The sequence below is a fragment of the Promicromonospora sp. NPDC090134 genome, from assembly GCF_044746965.1.
Lineage (GTDB): Bacteria > Actinomycetota > Actinomycetes > Actinomycetales > Cellulomonadaceae > Promicromonospora.
This window is the reverse complement of sequence record NZ_JBIVCZ010000010.1, coordinates 190,760-206,641: the sequence shown is the minus strand read 5'-3', so window position 1 is coordinate 206,641 and position 15,882 is coordinate 190,760. Positions and strand designations below refer to the sequence as shown.

At 74.8% G+C, this 15,882-nt stretch carries 12 protein-coding genes; 11 read left to right on the top strand and 1 reads right to left on the bottom strand.

Annotation, left to right across the window (positions count from 1 at the left end; all coding sequences use genetic code 11):
• Position 1: 1 nt before the first annotated feature.
• Together ACIPN7_RS24360 and ACIPN7_RS24355 are read left to right on the top strand one after the other, a co-directional pair.
• A complete protein-coding gene (locus tag ACIPN7_RS24360; protein ID WP_400548573.1) occupies positions 2 to 793 on the top strand; it encodes an ABC transporter permease in 792 nt (263 codons plus the stop codon).
• Entirely contained in the window at positions 790 to 1,845 is a 1,056-nt protein-coding gene (locus ACIPN7_RS24355) for a sulfate/molybdate ABC transporter ATP-binding protein (protein WP_400548570.1), read from the top strand. The genes ACIPN7_RS24360 and ACIPN7_RS24355 overlap by 4 nt, the downstream gene beginning before the upstream one ends.
• A gap of 20 nt (positions 1,846 to 1,865) precedes the next feature.
• Here the strand turns inward: ACIPN7_RS24355 and ACIPN7_RS24350 are convergent, their stop codons facing one another.
• The gene (locus ACIPN7_RS24350) at positions 1,866 to 2,918 is read right to left on the bottom strand and encodes a LacI family DNA-binding transcriptional regulator (protein ID WP_400548567.1); all 1,053 of its coding nucleotides are present in this window, start codon (positions 2,916 to 2,918) and stop codon (positions 1,866 to 1,868) included.
• A 198-nt stretch (positions 2,919 to 3,116) separates the two neighbouring features.
• Between ACIPN7_RS24350 and ACIPN7_RS24345 the strand changes: the two genes are divergently transcribed.
• The 9 genes from ACIPN7_RS24345 to ACIPN7_RS24305 all read left to right on the top strand — a co-directional run bounded on the left by ACIPN7_RS24345 (position 3,117) and on the right by ACIPN7_RS24305 (position 15,881).
• Positions 3,117 to 4,403, top strand: coding sequence for an ABC transporter substrate-binding protein (locus ACIPN7_RS24345; RefSeq protein ID WP_400548564.1), 1,287 nt, complete (start codon positions 3,117 to 3,119; stop codon positions 4,401 to 4,403).
• A gap of 34 nt (positions 4,404 to 4,437) precedes the next feature.
• Positions 4,438 to 5,388, top strand: coding sequence for a carbohydrate ABC transporter permease (locus ACIPN7_RS24340; RefSeq protein ID WP_400548561.1), 951 nt, complete (start codon positions 4,438 to 4,440; stop codon positions 5,386 to 5,388).
• Positions 5,375 to 6,301, top strand: a complete 927-nt coding sequence (locus tag ACIPN7_RS24335; RefSeq protein WP_400548558.1) for a carbohydrate ABC transporter permease — start codon at positions 5,375 to 5,377, stop codon at positions 6,299 to 6,301. The genes ACIPN7_RS24340 and ACIPN7_RS24335 overlap by 14 nt, the downstream gene beginning before the upstream one ends.
• A 77-nt stretch (positions 6,302 to 6,378) precedes the next feature.
• Positions 6,379 to 7,143 (top strand): SDR family NAD(P)-dependent oxidoreductase, encoded by a 765-nt coding sequence (locus ACIPN7_RS24330; RefSeq protein WP_400548554.1) that lies wholly within the window; start codon positions 6,379 to 6,381, stop codon positions 7,141 to 7,143.
• Positions 7,140 to 9,089, top strand: a complete 1,950-nt coding sequence (locus ACIPN7_RS24325) for a heparinase II/III family protein (RefSeq protein WP_400548551.1) — start codon at positions 7,140 to 7,142, stop codon at positions 9,087 to 9,089. The genes ACIPN7_RS24330 and ACIPN7_RS24325 overlap by 4 nt, the downstream gene beginning before the upstream one ends.
• Positions 9,082 to 11,256: a hypothetical protein gene (locus tag ACIPN7_RS24320; protein WP_400548548.1), complete on the top strand. Its 2,175-nt coding sequence runs from the start codon at positions 9,082 to 9,084 to the stop codon at positions 11,254 to 11,256. The genes ACIPN7_RS24325 and ACIPN7_RS24320 overlap by 8 nt, the downstream gene beginning before the upstream one ends.
• Complete coding sequence (locus tag ACIPN7_RS24315) at positions 11,253 to 11,933, top strand: hypothetical protein (RefSeq protein WP_400548545.1); 681 nt, start codon at positions 11,253 to 11,255, stop codon at positions 11,931 to 11,933. The genes ACIPN7_RS24320 and ACIPN7_RS24315 overlap by 4 nt, the downstream gene beginning before the upstream one ends.
• Positions 11,930 to 13,285 (top strand): GDSL-type esterase/lipase family protein, encoded by a 1,356-nt coding sequence (locus tag ACIPN7_RS24310; RefSeq protein WP_400548542.1) that lies wholly within the window; start codon positions 11,930 to 11,932, stop codon positions 13,283 to 13,285. Before ACIPN7_RS24315 ends, ACIPN7_RS24310 begins: the two co-directional genes overlap by 4 nt.
• 115 nt (positions 13,286 to 13,400) lie before the next feature.
• On the top strand, positions 13,401 to 15,881 hold the full coding sequence (locus tag ACIPN7_RS24305) for a polysaccharide lyase 8 family protein (RefSeq protein WP_400548539.1): 2,481 nt from the start codon (positions 13,401 to 13,403) through the stop codon (positions 15,879 to 15,881).
• The last annotated feature ends 1 nt before the right edge of the window (position 15,882 follow it).

The following is a 15,882-nucleotide window of genomic DNA, read 5'->3' as shown; positions in this document are numbered from 1 at the left end:
CGTGGCTGCCTCGCCCGGCCGGGTCGGTGTCCCGACCTGGATCTTCGTCCCCGCCGCGGCGGGAGCGGCCTTCGTGCTGCTCCCGCTCGCGGCGATCGTGCTGCGCACGCCGTGGAGCCGGTTCCTCGACCTGCTCGTCTCGCCGGCCGCCACCGAGGCGCTGCTGCTGAGCCTGCGCACCTCCGGCACCAGCACCCTGCTGTGCGTCGGGTTCGGCGTTCCCATGGCGCTGGTCCTGGCCCGCACGAGCTTCCGCGGGCAGGGCGTGCTGCGTTCCCTGGTGCTGCTGCCCCTGGTGCTGCCGCCCGTGGTCGGCGGCATCGCGCTGCTGTACACGTTCGGACGGCGCGGGCTGCTCGGCGAGACGTTCGAGGTGCTCGGCCTCCAGGTCGCGTTCTCCACCACCGCAGTTGTCATGGCGCAGACATTCGTCGCCCTGCCCTTCCTCGTGGTCAGCCTGGAGGGCGCGCTGCGCACCGCCGGGCAGAAGTACGAGGTGGTGGCCGCCACGCTGGGTGCCGGACCGACCACCGTCTTCCGGCGCGTCACCCTGCCGCTGGTGCTGCCCGGGCTGGTGTCGGGCGCCGTGCTGGCGTTCGCCCGGGCGCTCGGCGAGTTCGGCGCCACCATCACCTTTGCCGGCAGCCTGCAGGGCGTCACCCGCACCCTCCCGCTGGAGATCTACCTGCGCCGGGAGACCGACGCCCAGGCGGCCGTGGCCCTCTCCCTGGTGCTGGTGATGGTCGCGATCCTGGTCATCGGGTTCGCCCGGCAGGGCAGGAGCAGCCTGTGACGTTCCACTACGACGCCGCCGTGGCCGACCGGGGCGTCGACCTCACCTTCGACATCGCCCCCGGCCGGACCCTCGCGCTCCTGGGTCCGAACGGGGCCGGGAAGTCCACCGCCCTGGCCGTGGCCGCCGGGCTGCTGCGTCCCGACACCGGCCGGGTCGTGCTGGACGGGCGTCCCCTGACCGTCACCGGTCACGACGAGCGGGACGTCCTGGTCGCCCCGCACGACCGGCAGGTCTCGCTGCTGGCCCAGGAGCCGCTGCTCTTTCCGCACCTGAGCCTGCTGGACAACGTCGCGTTCGGACCGCGCAGCCGCGGCGCCGGCCGGGCCGGGTCCCGGACCGTCGCCCGCCACTGGCTGGGCGAGGTCGGCATCGCCGAGCTCGCCGACCGCCGTCCCGCCCAGGTCTCCGGCGGGCAGGCGCAGCGCGCGGCCGTCGCCCGGGCCCTGGCCGCGGACCCGCGGCTGCTGCTCCTGGACGAGCCGATGGCCGCCCTCGACGTCGCCGTGACCCCGGCCCTGCGCCAGACCCTGCGGCGTGTGCTGGCCGACCGCACCGTCCTGCTGGTCACGCACGACGCCCTGGACGCCCTGCTGCTCGCCGACGAGGTCGCCGTCATCGAGGACGGCCGGATCGTCGACCAGGGGGAGACCGCGCAGGTGCTCGCCCAGCCCCGCAGCCGGTTCACCGCCCAGATCGCCGGGCTGAACATGATCACCGGCACCTGGCGGGACGGCGCGGTGCTCACCCTGGCGGGCCTCCGGATCGAGGGGCGGCCCGACGGGCCCGCGCCCCGCCCGGGCGACGCCGCGGTGGCAGTGTTCCCGCCCAGCGCCGTGTCCGTGTTCCTCGACGACCCCGGCGGCAGCCCGCGCAACGCGCTCCGGGTGACGATCACCCACCTGGAGCCGCAGGGCGGCCGGATCCGGGTGCGCACCGAGGAGCTCAGCGCCGACGTCACGCCCCAGGCGGCCGCCGAGCTCGACCTCGCCCCGGGGTCGCCGGCCTACTTCGTGGTCAAGGCCACCGAGATCGCGGTCTACGCCACCTGACGCCGGGCGGCCCGAGCGGGTCAGGCCGCCGCGGGCCCGGTCGAGTCCCGGACCACGAGCTCGGGCCGGAACAGCAGCGAGCTGCCCCGGCTCGAGGTGTCGTCGTCCTCGGGCTCGTGGAGGGCGCGGAACGCGGCGGCGGCCATCTCCTTCATCGGCTGCCGCACGGTCGTCAGGGCCGGCGAGTACAGCTCGGCGAGCACGATGTCGTCGAAGCCCGCGACCGAGACGTCCCGGCCCACCTCCAGCCCGGCGTCGCGCACGGCGCGGCACACGCCGATGGCCGTCATGTCGTTGACGGCGAAGATCGCGGTGGGGGGATTCGGGCCGGCGAGCAGCTCGGTGGTGGCGACCCGCCCGAGCTCGGCGGCCTCGACGTCGCCGAAGGTGCTGTCCACGATGCTCCCGGGCCAGGTCACGACGTCGGGCCGCGCGATGCCCGCGCGCTCCAGCGCGCGCAGGAAGCCCTGGAACCGCTCGGTGCGGTTGATCGACCGGATGGCCCCCGAGACGAACGCGATGCGGCGGTGGCCGAGCGACACGAGGTGGTCGCCCATGAGCTCGGCGCCGATGGTGTTGTCGACGCTCACGTTGATCAGGCCCGCCGGGTCGTCGGCCTGGGCGGTGCGGTCGAAGGCGACCAGCCGCAGACCGTCGTCCAGCAGGCTCGCGACGTGCTCGAGCGAGGGCAGGGACGAGCACAGGACGATGCCGCGGATGCCGTCGGAGACGAGCTCGTCGACGTACTGGCGCTCCCGCTCGGGGTCGCGCTCGGAGTTGCAGAGCAGCACGTGGTAGCCCTGGGTCAGTGCCGCCGCCTCGACGTGGCGCGCGAGCGCGCCCCAGTAGGGGTTGCCGACCGACGGCACCACCAGGCCGATGACCTGCGGCTTGCCCGTCCGGAGCTGGCGGGCGGCGCGGTTGGGCCGGTAGCCGAGCTTGCGGATGGTGGACTCCACGCGGTGCCGCGTCTCGGGCAGCATCCGGTCGGTCCGGCCGTTGAGCAGGTTCGAGACCGTGCTCGTGGACACCCCCGCCGCTCGTGCGACGTCAAGGATCGTGACTCCAGCCATGTGCGCGTGTGGCCCCCTCCGGATCGGGATTCAGCCCATCTGTCAGTGCATCGATGGACTGAATAGGCCCGAGCATAGTCCATAAACGGACACTTGACCCCTGCCTGATGGCCCCCTATCGTCAGTGCATCGTTACACCGGGAGTCGCCGAAGACTCCCGCCCTGCGTGGAGATCAGTGCCGATCGAAAGGGCAAGTCATGGAACTCAGCCGTCGCAGCTTCCTCACGGCCATGGGCCTCGGGACCGCGACCGTCATGGCGGGTTGCGCCACGACGAGCGGGAGCGGCGCCCCCGCCGCCGACGTCACGGGGCCCGCGGAGGGCGACATCACCTTCCTGTGCGCGCTGTTCGAGGGCGCCACGGGCAAGGAGACGCTCGAGGGCAAGCTGCTCAAGCAGTTCAACGAGAAGTACCCGGACGTCAACGTCACCGTCGACTACACGGACTACGGCTCCCTCAACGAGAAGATCACGACCGGCCTGGCGAGCGGCCTCATGCCCGACGTCGTCACCCTCGGCGTCGGCTGGATCCCGCCCTTCGCGTACAAGAACGCGATCGCGCCCCTGCCCGAGTCGCTGGCCACGCGCTACACCTACGAGGAGCGCGTGCTGGAGCCGTCGCGGTTCGACGGCAAGCTGTACGCGCTGCCCATGGTGCTGGACACGCGCATCGTGGCCTACCGCAAGGACTTCTTCGAGGAGGCCGGGATCACCGCCCCGCCCAAGGACTGGGCCGAGCTGCGCGAGGTCGCCAAGGAGCTCACCGTCCGGGATGCGGACGGGACCCTCCAGCGCGCCGGGTTCGACCCGTTCTCGATCGACCTGCGCCAGTGCTGGGAGACGTTCCTGTTCGGCAACTCCGGCGAGCTGTTCTCCGCCGACGGGCGCGAGGTCCTGTTCGACGGCCCGGAGGGGGTCGCGGCCCTGCAGCTCTTCCTCGACATGGTGGCGGACGGCTCGGCCGACTTCGCCCTCACGACCGAGGCGGGCCAGCCGACCACCCTGCAGCAGGGCACCTCGGCGATCATGATGACCAACAACTCGCTGTACGTGCAGCTCCAGCAGCAGAACCCGGAGCTGATCGACAAGGTCGGCACCTTCGTGCTGGGGAACACCGGCCCGGCGATGCTCCAGGGCGGCACGATGATCTCGCAGTCGGCCAGCTCCAAGAACCCGGCCGCCGCGCGGGCGCTCGTGGAGTTCCTCGGCTCGCCCGACGCCGTGCTGGTCGCCTCCGAACAGCGCGGCTCCGTCCCCGCGATCTCCGACCTCCGGGACAGCGACTACGTCAAGGGCAACCCGATGGTCGCGTTCGCGCTGGAGAACCTCGACAAGGCGCGGTCCGAGGGCGGCACGCCGGCCTGGATGGAGATCCGGGAGAAGATCAAGCCCACCCTCGAGACCGCAGTCGTCGGCCAGCAGACCGCCGAGCAGGCCATCGCCCAGCTCGCCGGCATCGCCGACGACGCGATCGCCCGCCTGTGACCCGGTCCGTCCACTCGAGGAAGAGGGGTCCGTCGTGGCCGTTGTCTCCGCGCCGCGCGCCGTGAGCGCGCCGCCCTCCGCCCCGCCCCGCTCGTCCGCGCCCCGGCGCGGACGAGCGGGGGCGGCCCGCCGCCGCGCGGGGATGCTCATGGTGGCGCCCGCGTTCCTGCACGCCCTGATCTGGATCGGCATCCCGGTGATCGCCGCGTTCGTGCTGTCGTTCACGTCCTACGACGTGCTCACGCAGCCGCGGTTCATCGGCATTCAGAACTACCTGGACGCGTTCGGCGACCCGGTGTTCCGCCGGGGCATGCTCAACACCCTGGTCTACGCGTTCTTCACCGTGCCGGTCGCGATGGCGATCGCCCTGCTCATCGCCCTCATGCTCGACACGCAGCTCCGGGCGCGGGCGCTGTTCCGCACCGCGGTGTTCATCCCGCAGGTGACCGCGACCATCGCCGTCGCGCTGGTCTGGCTCTGGATCTACGACCCGCGCAGCGGCCTGCTCAACGCGGTGCTCAGCTTCTTCGGGCTGCCCGCGCAGAACTGGCTGTCGTCGACCACCTGGGCGATGCCCGCGGTCATCACCGTCGGCATCTGGCAGGGCATCGGCCTCAAGATGCTCATCTACCTGGCCGCCCTGCAGTCCCTGCCCAAGGACGTCTACGAGGCGGCGTCGGTCGACGGCGCCTCCCGGACCCGCCAGTTCTTCAGCCTCACGCTGCCGCTGCTGCGGCCCGCCACGTTCTTCGTCTTCGTCACCTCGGTCATCTCCGCCTTCCAGGCGTTCGACCTCATCTACATCCTCACCGACGGCGGACCGGCGAACACGACCACGATGATGACGTACGAGATCTACAAGTCGGCCTTCCGGGAGTTCCGCGTCGGCTACGCGTGCGCCCAGTCGATCGTCCTGTTCGTGTTCCTGCTGGTCCTGACCCTCGCCAACCGACGGCTCAACGGAGGCGACAGTGGCAGGCACTGATCTCGCCGCGGCCCCGCCGCGCACGACCCCGGGCACCGCCCGGACCCCGGCGGCCCGCCGCCGGCTCGAACGGACCGCCCTCTACGTGGCGCTGACGATCATCGCCGTGGTGATGGTGGTGCCGTTCGTGTGGATGATCCTCACCTCGCTCAAGACGCCCCAGGACATCGCGGCGAACCCGCCGGCGATCCTGCCGACGCAGTGGGCGTGGAGCAACTACACGGAGGCGCTCGCGGCCGCGCCGTTCCTGACGTACGCGCGCAACAGCCTGGTCATCGCCGTGAGCCACACGGCGATCAACCTGGTGGTCGCCTCCATGGCGGGCTACGCGCTGGCCCGGCTGCGGTTCCGCGGGTCGGAGCTGGTGTTCCTCGGCTTCGTCGCGGCGCTGATGATCCCGACCTACACCAAGATCATCCCGGAGTTCCTCATCGTGCGGTTCATGCCGCTGTTCGGGGGCAACGACATCCTGGGGCAGGGCGGCACCGGCTGGCTCGACACCTGGTGGGCCCTGATCGTCCCCGGCGCGGTGACGCCGTTCGCCGTGTTCCTGTTCCGCCAGTTCTACCTGGACCTGCCGGTGGAGCTGGAGGAGGCGGCCCGCCTGGACGGCGTCAGCGAGCTGGGCATCTGGGCGCGGATCATGACGCCGCTGGTCAAGCCGGCGTTCATCACGGTGGCGCTGCTGACCTTCGAGAGCTCCTGGAACAACTTCCTGTGGCCGCTGCTGGTCACGCGGAGCGACTCGATGCGGGTCATCCAGGTGGGGCTCTCGGTCTTCCGCACGGAGAACGACACCCAGTGGGCCTTCCTCATGGCGGGGACGACCCTGGCGACCCTGCCGATGGTGGTGCTGTTCCTGCTCGGCCAGAAGTACTTCGTCCGCGGCTTCGCGAACGCGGGCATCAAGTGACACCCGGGGACCACGTGACACGGGGGCAACAGACGACACGCGGCAGGGCGCCACGTGCCGGAGAGAGAGGACTGCAGATGGCGATGGACATGACGGACGTACGGGTGCTCGTGACGGGCGCGGGGCACGGCATCGGCCGGGGGATCGCCCTGGCCCTGGCGGCCGCGGGGGCGGACGTCGTCGTGCACTACGGCAGCTCGGCCGACGCGGCCGCACAGACCGTGGCGGACATCGAGGCGCTGGGCCGCAAGGCCGTGGCGCTGCGCGCCGACGTGACGGTGACCGAGGACGTCGACCGGCTGGTCGCCGAGGCCGTGGCGTTCCTGGGCGGGCTCGACGTGGTGGTCTGCAACGCCGGGCACCTGATCGGCCGCGTGCCCGTGGCCGAGATGAGCGACGAGCACTACGCCTCCGTCGTGGACGTCAACCTCGGCGCGACGTTCCGCACCTGCCGGGCGGCGATCCCGCACCTGCTGGAGTCGGACCGCCCGCGGATCGTCGCGATGTCGTCGCTCGCGGCGCACAACGGCGGCGGCCCCGGGTCGGTCGTCTACGCGGCGGCGAAGGCGGGCATCCGCGGCTTCGTCAAGGGCCTCGCCAAGGAGCTGGGCGCCCAGGGCGTCACGGTCAACGCCGTGGCCCCGGGATACATCGCGGACACCGCGTTCCACGGCACGTTCAGCACCGCCGAGGCGCAGCAGAAGATGGTCGCCGGCACCCCGGTCGGCCGCCCCGGCACCGTGGACGACGTCGCCGCGGCCGTGCTGTACCTGGCGTCGCGCGAGGCCTCGTACATCACGGGCACCACGCTCGACGTCGACGGCGGGACCTGGCCGCGATGACCTCCCTGGCCCCGGAGCACACCGTCGCCGCCGGGCTGCCGCGCGAGCGCGGCGGGTGGTGGCACAACTTCGTCTGCCCGGTGCACGGCACGGAGCTCTCCCCCGAGGGCATCCCGGGTCCCGTGCCCCCGGCGGGCGGGGTGCGGTGCCCGCACGGCTGCCGGGTCGACTCCGAACCCGTGCGCGGCGCCTGGCTCGTGCTGAGCCACCAGGCGTGGGCGCGGCGCATCCGGGTGCTCGCGCACCGCGCCGCCCGCACGGGGTCGGACGCCGACCGGGACGAGGCCGTCGCGCTGCTCGCGGCGTACGCCGAGGTCTACGCCGAGGTCGCCGGCGGCGGCGAGCACGAGCGGGCGCAGGACTGGATGCTCCGGGGCCGGCTGTTCCACCAGGCGCTGACCGACGCGATCTGGTCCGTCTCGATCGGGCACGCGGTGTGGTCGCTCGCCGAGGCCGCGCCCGAGCGGGCCGCGGACCTGCGCCCGGTGCTCCCGGTGCTCGACGCGACCGCCGAGGCGGCCCGCGCGGCGCGCGACCGGCTCGTGGGCGAGGGCCGGTTCACCTCGAACTACACGGCCTGGCTGAACGCCGCGGGCCGGGTGTGCGCGCGGGCCGCGGCCCTCGTGCGGGCGGGCGACGACGCGGAGGAGGCCGCCGCGCCGTCGTCCCTGGACGACGACGAGTGGCTGGCCGGGGAGCACGGGCAGCTCGCCCACGTGCTCGCCGCGACCACCCGCGGCGGCTGGGAGTGGGAGGCCAGCACGTACTACCACGGCTTCGTGCTGCGGGCCTACCTGCTGTCCCTGCGCGGGACCGACCCGGCGACCCTGCCGCCCGCGGCCCGGGACCGGCTCGTCGCGATGGTCGACGTGCTCGCGGGCCTGGCCACGGACGACGGCATCCTGCCCGCCGTCCACGACGGCCCGTACACCCGCCCGGCCCTCGCACTGGAGTGGACGGAGCTGTGCGCGCTCGCCGACGGGTTCGTGGCGGACGCCGGGCTCGCGGCCGTCGCCGCCCGGGCGCGCGAGGAGGCGTCCGGTCCGGAGACGCGCGCGGGCGACCCGCTGGAGGACGAGCTGCGGAGCCTGCCCGGCGGCTGGTTCGCCGGCGTGCCGCTCGCGGTCGCCCGCCCGGCCCGTCCGGCGGTGAGCGTCGACGAGGAGGTGGGGATCGCCGTCGTGCGCGCCGCGGGCATCCACGCCGTGCTCGACCACGGGCCGCACGGCGCGGGCCACGGGCACCACGACAAGCTCGCGCTCCACCTCTACGGGCAGCGGACCCCGTGGCAGCCGGACCCGGGGCAGGTGCCCTACGGGCACCCCGCGTGGCGCGACCACTACGCGTCGGCCGCCGCGCACCCGTGCGTGCGGGTGGACGACGGCGACCCCGCCGAGGCGACCGGCCGCCTGCTCGACCGCGACGAGCGGTCGCTGACCGTCGAGGTGCGCGGCGACGCGACGTCCTGGTACGACGGCGTCCGGGCGCTGCGGCGCCTGGTGGCCGGCGACGGCTACCTGCTCGACGTCGTGGCCGCGACCGCGGACCGGCCCCGGCGGCTGACGCTCGGGCTGCGGCCCGACGTCCCGCTGGCGGTGCGCCTCGACGGCGACGTGGTGCGCACCGCGTGGGACGGCGCGGAGCGGCTCGACGGCGTCCACGCTGCGCGTGCCGCCGGGCCCGACGGGCCGGTGCCGGTGCGGGCCGTCGTCCGCCCGGGGCCCGGGCCGGCCGACGACCCGCAGCGCGAGCGCGCCCACGTCGACTGGACGGCGCACGACGCGACGTCGGCCCTGTGGGTGTCCGTCTACCGGACCGGTGCCGCGGCGGGCGACGTGCCCGAGGGCGGCGTGGAGCTGGCCGTGGACGCGGCCGAGATCCGGGTCCGGCGCGCCGACGGCACGGTGGACGTGCACCGGCTGCCCCGGGAAGCGACGCATGACTGACACGGACCTGGGCCCGGCCGCCGCGGCCGCGGCCGCCGCGCCGCCCCGGCTCCTGCTCGACGACGCTCGGCTGGCCGACCTGCGCTCCCGGCTCGACGGCGACCTGGCGCCCCACTGGCGCCGGCTCGCCGAGCAGTGCGACCTCTACCGGCGTACCGCGCCGCCGACGGAGCACCCGCTCGCGAGCATCACCTACCTGGGACCGGCCGCCGCCAACCTGGCGCTCGCGTACCGGCTCACGGGGCAGCGGCACTACCTCGACGAGGCGTGGCGCTGGATCTTGGCGGCCGTGTCCTTCGAGCACTGGGGCCGTGCCCACCTGCCCGACCACGACCTCGACGCGGGGTGGCTGCTGCACGGGCTGTCCCTGGCCTACACCTGGCTCGGGGACGACCTGGGGCCGGAGCGCGCCGAGGCGCTGCGCGCCAAGCTCGCCCTCCAGGGCCAGCGGCTGTACGACTTCGCGGTGGCGAACGAGGGCTCCTGGTGGAGCAGCTCGTACTGGCAGAACCACCACTGGATCTGCCACACGGGCCTCGCGACGGTCGGGTACGCACTCGGCGAGCGGGCCTGGACGGAGCGGGCCAAGGACGCGTTCGCCACCGTCGTCGACGTGCTGCCGGCGGACGGCTCCGACATGGAGGGCGTCGTGTACTGGCGCTACGGCGTGCCGTGGCTCGCGACCTACCTCGACCTGCTCCAGCACACCGAGGGGATCGACTGGTGGGACCGTTGCCGGTTCCTCGCGCACACCTTCTGGTACCGGCTGCACCAGGCCGCGCCCGGCTACGAGGAGATCGTGGACCACGGTGACTGCCATGACCGGCGCAGCGGGCACAGCGTGGCGCTCTACCGGATCCTCGCCGCGCGGTACGGGATCGGGGAGGCGCAGTGGCTCGCCGACGCCGTCGCCGACCGGTTCTTCTGGCGCGAGGCGTACGAGAGCGGCGTCCGCCCGGGCGTGCTGCCCGAGGCGTGGGCCGAGCTGCTCTGGTACGACGCCGCCGTCGAACCCGTCGACCCGGCGTCCACCGTGCCGGCGCAGGCCTCGTTCGAGGACCTCGGCCTGCTGGTGCACCGCACCTCGTGGGCCGACGACGCGACGCTGCTCTCGTTCAAGTCGTCGCCCGGCGGCGGCCGGACGGCGTGGGAGGCCTCGCGCCGTATCGACGCCGAGCGCGGGTGGGACACCCTGAGCGCCGGCCACCACCACCCCGACGCCGGCTCCTTCGTGCTCGCCTCGCGCGGGGCCTGGCTCCTGGTCGACGAGGGCTACTCCAACCGCAAGCGTGCCGGGCACCACAACCTCGTGCTGGTGGACGGCCAGGGTTTCGCGGGGGAGGGGCGCTACCACGTCTACGCGGACGCGCCCCCGACCCGGACGGCCGACATGGTCGACGTCCTGGCCGAGGGCGGATTCCTGCACGGCCGTGCCCGGACCGGGCGCATGTACCCGGAGGAGCTCGGGGTCGAGAGCCTGGAGCGGTCCGTCGCCGTGCTGCCCTCGGGGCGCGTGGTCGTGGTCGACCGGGGCCGGGCCGCCGAGCCGCGGTCGTGGACCCTGCTCTTCCACGCCGACCACCCGGCGCAGGACGCGCCGTCGCCGGGGCCCGACGCCGGCGGCGCCGTCCGGCACGCGCTGCGCAACGGCCGCGCCGGAGCCTGGCTCACCACGTACCCCTGGGGCGCGACGGGCGTTGCCGGCGCGACGGGCGCGGGCAGCACTGTGGAGCGGGTCGTCACGGAGGTCGAGGCCAACCCCACCTCCAGCACGCCGGACCTCGTGGTCACGCGTCGGATGCACACCCTGCGCGTGACGCCGCCCGCCGCGCGCGACCTGCTCGCGGTGACCGTGATCGAGCCGTTCGACGCCTTCCGCACCGACGGCGCGAGCGGCCCGGTGGCGCGGCTGCTGCCGGCGCGCGCCGGGGTGGCGGTCGACCTCGGCGCGGGGGATCGGGCCTACCTCGCGGGCCCGGAGGGCGAGATCGACGCCGAGGGCGTGCGCGGCCGGGCCCGGGCGGTCCTGGTCTCGGGGCACGGGCACGAGCGGCGGGTCGCCGTGGCGGCCGCGCGCGAGGTCCGGCTCGACGGAGAGCTGGTGCTCGACGAGGCCTCCGCAGGGGCCGGCGCCGAGGTCACGCGCGTGCTCGGGGTCGACGCATGACCGCCGCCGTGCCGGCACAGGTGCGCCCCGACGGCTCCCGCCAGTGGTCGCGGACGCTGCTGGGCTGGCTGGAGTGGCTCGCGCACCCCGTGCTCGCGGGCCTGGCGTTCGCCGTCCTGTGCGTCGGCGTGGTCACCTGGCTCCCCGCGCTCGCGGCGACGGCGCACGCGCTGCGGGCCTGGCGGACCGAGGGCGAGAACCGCACGTTCACCGGCGTCTTCCGTGCCTTCGGCACGTACCTGCGGCCGCTGCTGGTCCACGCGGTCGCCTCGACCGGCGGGCTGGCCCTGCTGGTGGTCGACATCGTCTTTCTCGCGGGGCGGACCGGCCCCGCCGCCGTCGTCCTCGTGCTGCTCACGCTGGGCCTGCTGCTCGTGGCCGTGCCCTACCACCTGGCCCTCGCCGTGGTGGCGGGCGCGGACCCCGCGGGCACGGCGCGGGGTTGGGCCGGGGACGCGCTGTGGTTCGCGTTCGGCTCGGTGGCGCGGGGGACGGCGCTGCTGGGCGCCGTCGTCGCGACGCCGGTCTTCTCCCTGGTGATCCCCGCCGGACCGCTGCTGTTGTCCGCGAGCGTGCCCGTGCTGGTGGGGCTCGTGATCCTCGACCAGGCCGCAGTACCCGACCAGACCGCAGTACCCGACCAGACCGTGGTTCCCGACCGTACGGAGGACGCATGACCGGCACCGCACCGCTCGCCCGCCGCACCCTGCTCACGGGAGCCCTGGCCTCGACCGGGGCGCTGCTCGCCGGCCCCGCCCTGGCTGGTTCCGCCGTCGCCGGCCCGCGCACGCTGCCCGACGCCGGACCGGCGTCGGGAGCGGGGACCCGCCGTGTCGCCTGGGTGCCGTCGTGGGCCACCGCCCACACCCGCCCGACGGCGACCGACCCGCTCGTCCAGGCCGGCGTGACCGACCAGAGCGTCCGGCACGTGCTGCGCCTCAGTGCCGGCACCACGCAGGGCAGCGGCACGGCCGGGCCGGGCCGCCTCCGGATCCGGCTGGCCGGGACGTTCTCGGCGCAGCCCGTGCTCGTCGGCGCGGTGACCGTGGCCCGCCGCGCCGACGGGCTCGCCGGGGCCGGGCCGGGCGTCGACCCGGCGACCGTGACCCCCGTGACCTTCGGCGGCGCGAGCGGCGGCCGGCTCGCCGCCGGCGCGACGCTCGTCAGCGATCCCGTCGCCCTCGCCGTGCCCGACGGCGGCGACCTCGTGGTCAGCCTGCACCTGCCCGGGCCGACCGGTCCGTTGAGCTTTCACCGCAACGTGCACGCGACCGGCTACGTCGCCGCGGGGGACCGGACGGCGGACGCGGGCGACGCGTTCGCCGCCGAGGGCAGCGTCACGACCCGGTCGGCCGTGCTCCTGTGCGGCGTCGACGTCGAGCGCCCGGGCGTCCCCGGCGTCGCCGTGCTGGGCGACTCGATCACCGAGGGCGTGGGCACGCCCGACGACGCCGACCAGCGGCTCACCGACCACCTCGCGCGGCGGCTCGCGGAGCGCGGCGGGCCGGTCGGGGTCGCCAACCTCGGCATCAGCGGCAACCGGGTGCTGCTCGACGACGAGCGCTTCGGGCCGAGCGGCCAGGCGCGTCTCGACCGGGACGCGCTGGCGCTGCCCGGGGTGGACACGCTGCTCGTGGTGCTCGGCGTCAACGACCTGCAGCAGCCGCCCAGCCAGACCGACCCCGAGGTGATCCTCGCGGGGTACCGGCAGCTCGTGCTGCGCGCCCGCGACCGGGGTTTGCGCGTGGTCGGCACCACGGTCACGCCCTTCGGCGGCTGGCAGCGCTGGACGCCGGCCCTGGAGGAGGAGCGGCGGTACGTCAACGCGGCACTGCTCGCCGGGGCGAGGGGCGGGCGGCCCGACGCCGGGGCGTTCGACGCCGTGGCCGACGTCGCCGCCGCCGTCGCCGATCCCGCCGACCCGGCCCGGCTGCTGCCCGCGTTCGACAGCGGCGACGGCCTGCACCCGAGCCCCGCCGGCGCGGCGGCGATGGCGGCGGCGGTCGGCCGCCGCACGCTGCTGGGCTGACCCTCCCGACTCCGCTCGTCCCCGCGACGAGCGGGTGCCGCGCGCCCGCGCGCGGCCGATCCACCGCACCGCACTGCCTCGACGACGAACCAGCTCAACGACGAGAGGGACCGTGATGGAGAACGACACCGCAACCGAGGGCTCCGGCCCGACCCGGCGCACCGTGCTGCTCGGCCTGGGCACGCTCGCGGGCGTGGCCGCCCTGGCGCCGTATGCCGCCCTCCCCGCCCGGGCGCTGCCCGCGGCCACGACCACGGAGCTGGTCGAGCGCTGGGCCGTGCTCCAGACCGGCGGCCCGGGGCTCGACCTCGCCGACACCCACGTGGCGGCCGCCGTCCGGCGCGTCGACCGGGCGGCGACCACCGTGCTGGCCACCCTCGACCGGTCCGCGGGGCGCACCGCCCTGTGGGCCGACCTCGCAGACCGGACCCGGTCCACGAACGTGACCACGACCTTCAAGCGGCTGCGCTCGATCGCGGTGGCCTGGGCGACGCCCGGCACCTCGGTCGCGGGTGACCCGGCGGTGGCCGGCGCCGTGGCCGACGGCCTCGGCTGGATGCACGACAACCTCTACGGTCCGGGCCTGCCGCGCTTCGACAACGACTGGGACTGGGAGATCGGCTCCGCCTCGGCCCTGGTCGACACCCTGGTGGTGCTGCGCGAGCACCTCGGCGCCGACCTCGCGCGCTCCACGGCCGCCGTCCACCACTACACGCCCGACCCGAACCTGTGGCGGGCCGACCGGCAGATCGCCACGGGGGCCAACCGGGTGTGGATCGCCACCGTGGTCGCCGTCCGCGCCGCGCTCGACGGCGACGGCGACGCCCTGGTCCGGGTCCGCGACGCCCTGAGCGACGTCGAGGGCGGGGGTGCCAACAGCGTGCTCGCCTTCGTGGACGACGCGGCCGCCGCGGCGGGCACGGGGGAGGGCTTCTTCCGGGACGGCTCGTTCCTGCAGCACTGGAAGCACCCGTACAACGGCGGCTACGGCAAGGAGCTGCTCGGCACGCTGTCCTCGCTGCTGCACCTGTTGGGCGACTCGCCGTGGCAGGTCACCGACCCGGCCCTGGCCAACGTCTACGCCTGGGTGACCGACGGGTTCGACCCCCTCATGGTGCGCGGCGACGTCGTCGCCTCGGTGTGCGGGCGGGAGATCGCGCGCCCGAGCAAGCAGGGCCACGCCTCGGCGCAGACGGTGGTCGAGGGCACGCTCCGGCTCATCCCGTCCGCCCCGGCGGCGCAGGCGGCGACCCTGACCGCCCTGGTCGCCCAGTGGATCGCCGAGGACACCTACCGCGACTTCCTCGCCGGGACCACGCCCGCGTCCGTCGTCGCGGCCAAGGCGCTCCTGGCCGCGGGGCCGACGCCGCGCGGGCCGCTCGTCGGGCAGCACCAGTACCCGGCGATGGACAAGGTGGTGCACCACCGCCCTGGCTTCGCGGTCAGCGTCAGCGCGTACTCCTCCCGCGTCTACAACTACGAGTCGATCCAGAACGAGAACCTGCACGGCTGGCACCTCTCCGACGGCATGGTGCTGCTGTACACGGACGACCTGGGGCACTACAGCGAGGACTACTGGCCCACCGTGGACCCGTACCGACTGCCCGGCACCACCGTGGACACCGTGCGCCGCGCCGACGGCGCGGACCACCGCGCCACGAACGACGCGACGTGGGTAGGCGGCGCGACGCTGCCCGGCACCACGCTGGGCAGCTACGGGCAGGACCTGCGCGGCCAGGGCTCCGACCTGCGCGCGCTGAAGAGCTGGTTCCTGCTCGACGACGTCGTCGTCTGCCTCGGCTCCGGCATCACGGCGCCGGGCGCCGCGGGCGCCGAGACCGTGGTGGAGAACCGCAAGCTGCGCGACGGCGCCGCCCTCGTGGTCGACGGCGTGGACCAGCACGTCACCCCCGGCTGGTCCGCGACCCTGGACGACGTGCGCTGGTGCCACCTCGCGGGCACCTCCGGCTACGTCTTCCCCGACGGCGCCACCCTGCACGCGCTGCGCGAGGACCGTACCCACACCTGGCGCGAGATCAACGTCAAGTACGGCACCGACACCCCCGTGACCCGCCCGTACCTGACCGCCTGGCTCGACCACGGCGCGGCCCCCGCCGACGCGGGCTACGCCTACGTGCTGCTGCCGGCCGCGTCCCCGGACGAGACGCGGCTGTTCTCCGCGGCGTGCGGGACGGCGGACGGCCTGCGGGTGCTCGCGCAGGACGCCGCCGCGCACGCCGTCGTGCTCGGCGGCACCGTCGCGGCGAACTTCTGGGGCGCGGGGCGGGTCGTGCTGGACGCCGCGGCCGCGCCCGGTGCCCCGGGTGCCGGCATCTCCGGCGCGCTCGTGGCCGACGGCGCCACGTCGGTCGTGCTGCACGCCGACCCGGCCGCGGGCGGGCAGCGGCCCACCCGCGTCGCGGTGAGCGACCCGACCCAGACCCGGGAGCAGGTGGTCGTCGACCTGGAGGTGCCCGGGCTGCGCCTCGCCGGCGCCGACGCGGCCGTGACCGTCACGCGGCGGGGCACGGGCTGGCGGCTCGTCGCCGACGGCGCCGCCCTGCGCGGGGCGACCGTGACCGCGTCGTTCGTCTGAC

Coding starts and splice junctions, on each gene's coding strand:
- ACIPN7_RS24305 (WP_400548539.1), top strand. CDS start 13,401: ATGGAGAACGACACCGCAACCGAGGGCTCCGGCCCGACCCGGCGCACC.
- ACIPN7_RS24315 (WP_400548545.1), top strand. CDS start 11,253: ATGACCGCCGCCGTGCCGGCACAGGTGCGCCCCGACGGCTCCCGCCAG.
- ACIPN7_RS24310 (WP_400548542.1), top strand. CDS start 11,930: ATGACCGGCACCGCACCGCTCGCCCGCCGCACCCTGCTCACGGGAGCC.
- ACIPN7_RS24325 (WP_400548551.1), top strand. CDS start 7,140: ATGACCTCCCTGGCCCCGGAGCACACCGTCGCCGCCGGGCTGCCGCGC.
- ACIPN7_RS24350 (WP_400548567.1), bottom strand. CDS start 2,918: ATGGCTGGAGTCACGATCCTTGACGTCGCACGAGCGGCGGGGGTGTCC.
- ACIPN7_RS24345 (WP_400548564.1), top strand. CDS start 3,117: ATGGAACTCAGCCGTCGCAGCTTCCTCACGGCCATGGGCCTCGGGACC.
- ACIPN7_RS24330 (WP_400548554.1), top strand. CDS start 6,379: ATGGCGATGGACATGACGGACGTACGGGTGCTCGTGACGGGCGCGGGG.
- ACIPN7_RS24320 (WP_400548548.1), top strand. CDS start 9,082: ATGACTGACACGGACCTGGGCCCGGCCGCCGCGGCCGCGGCCGCCGCG.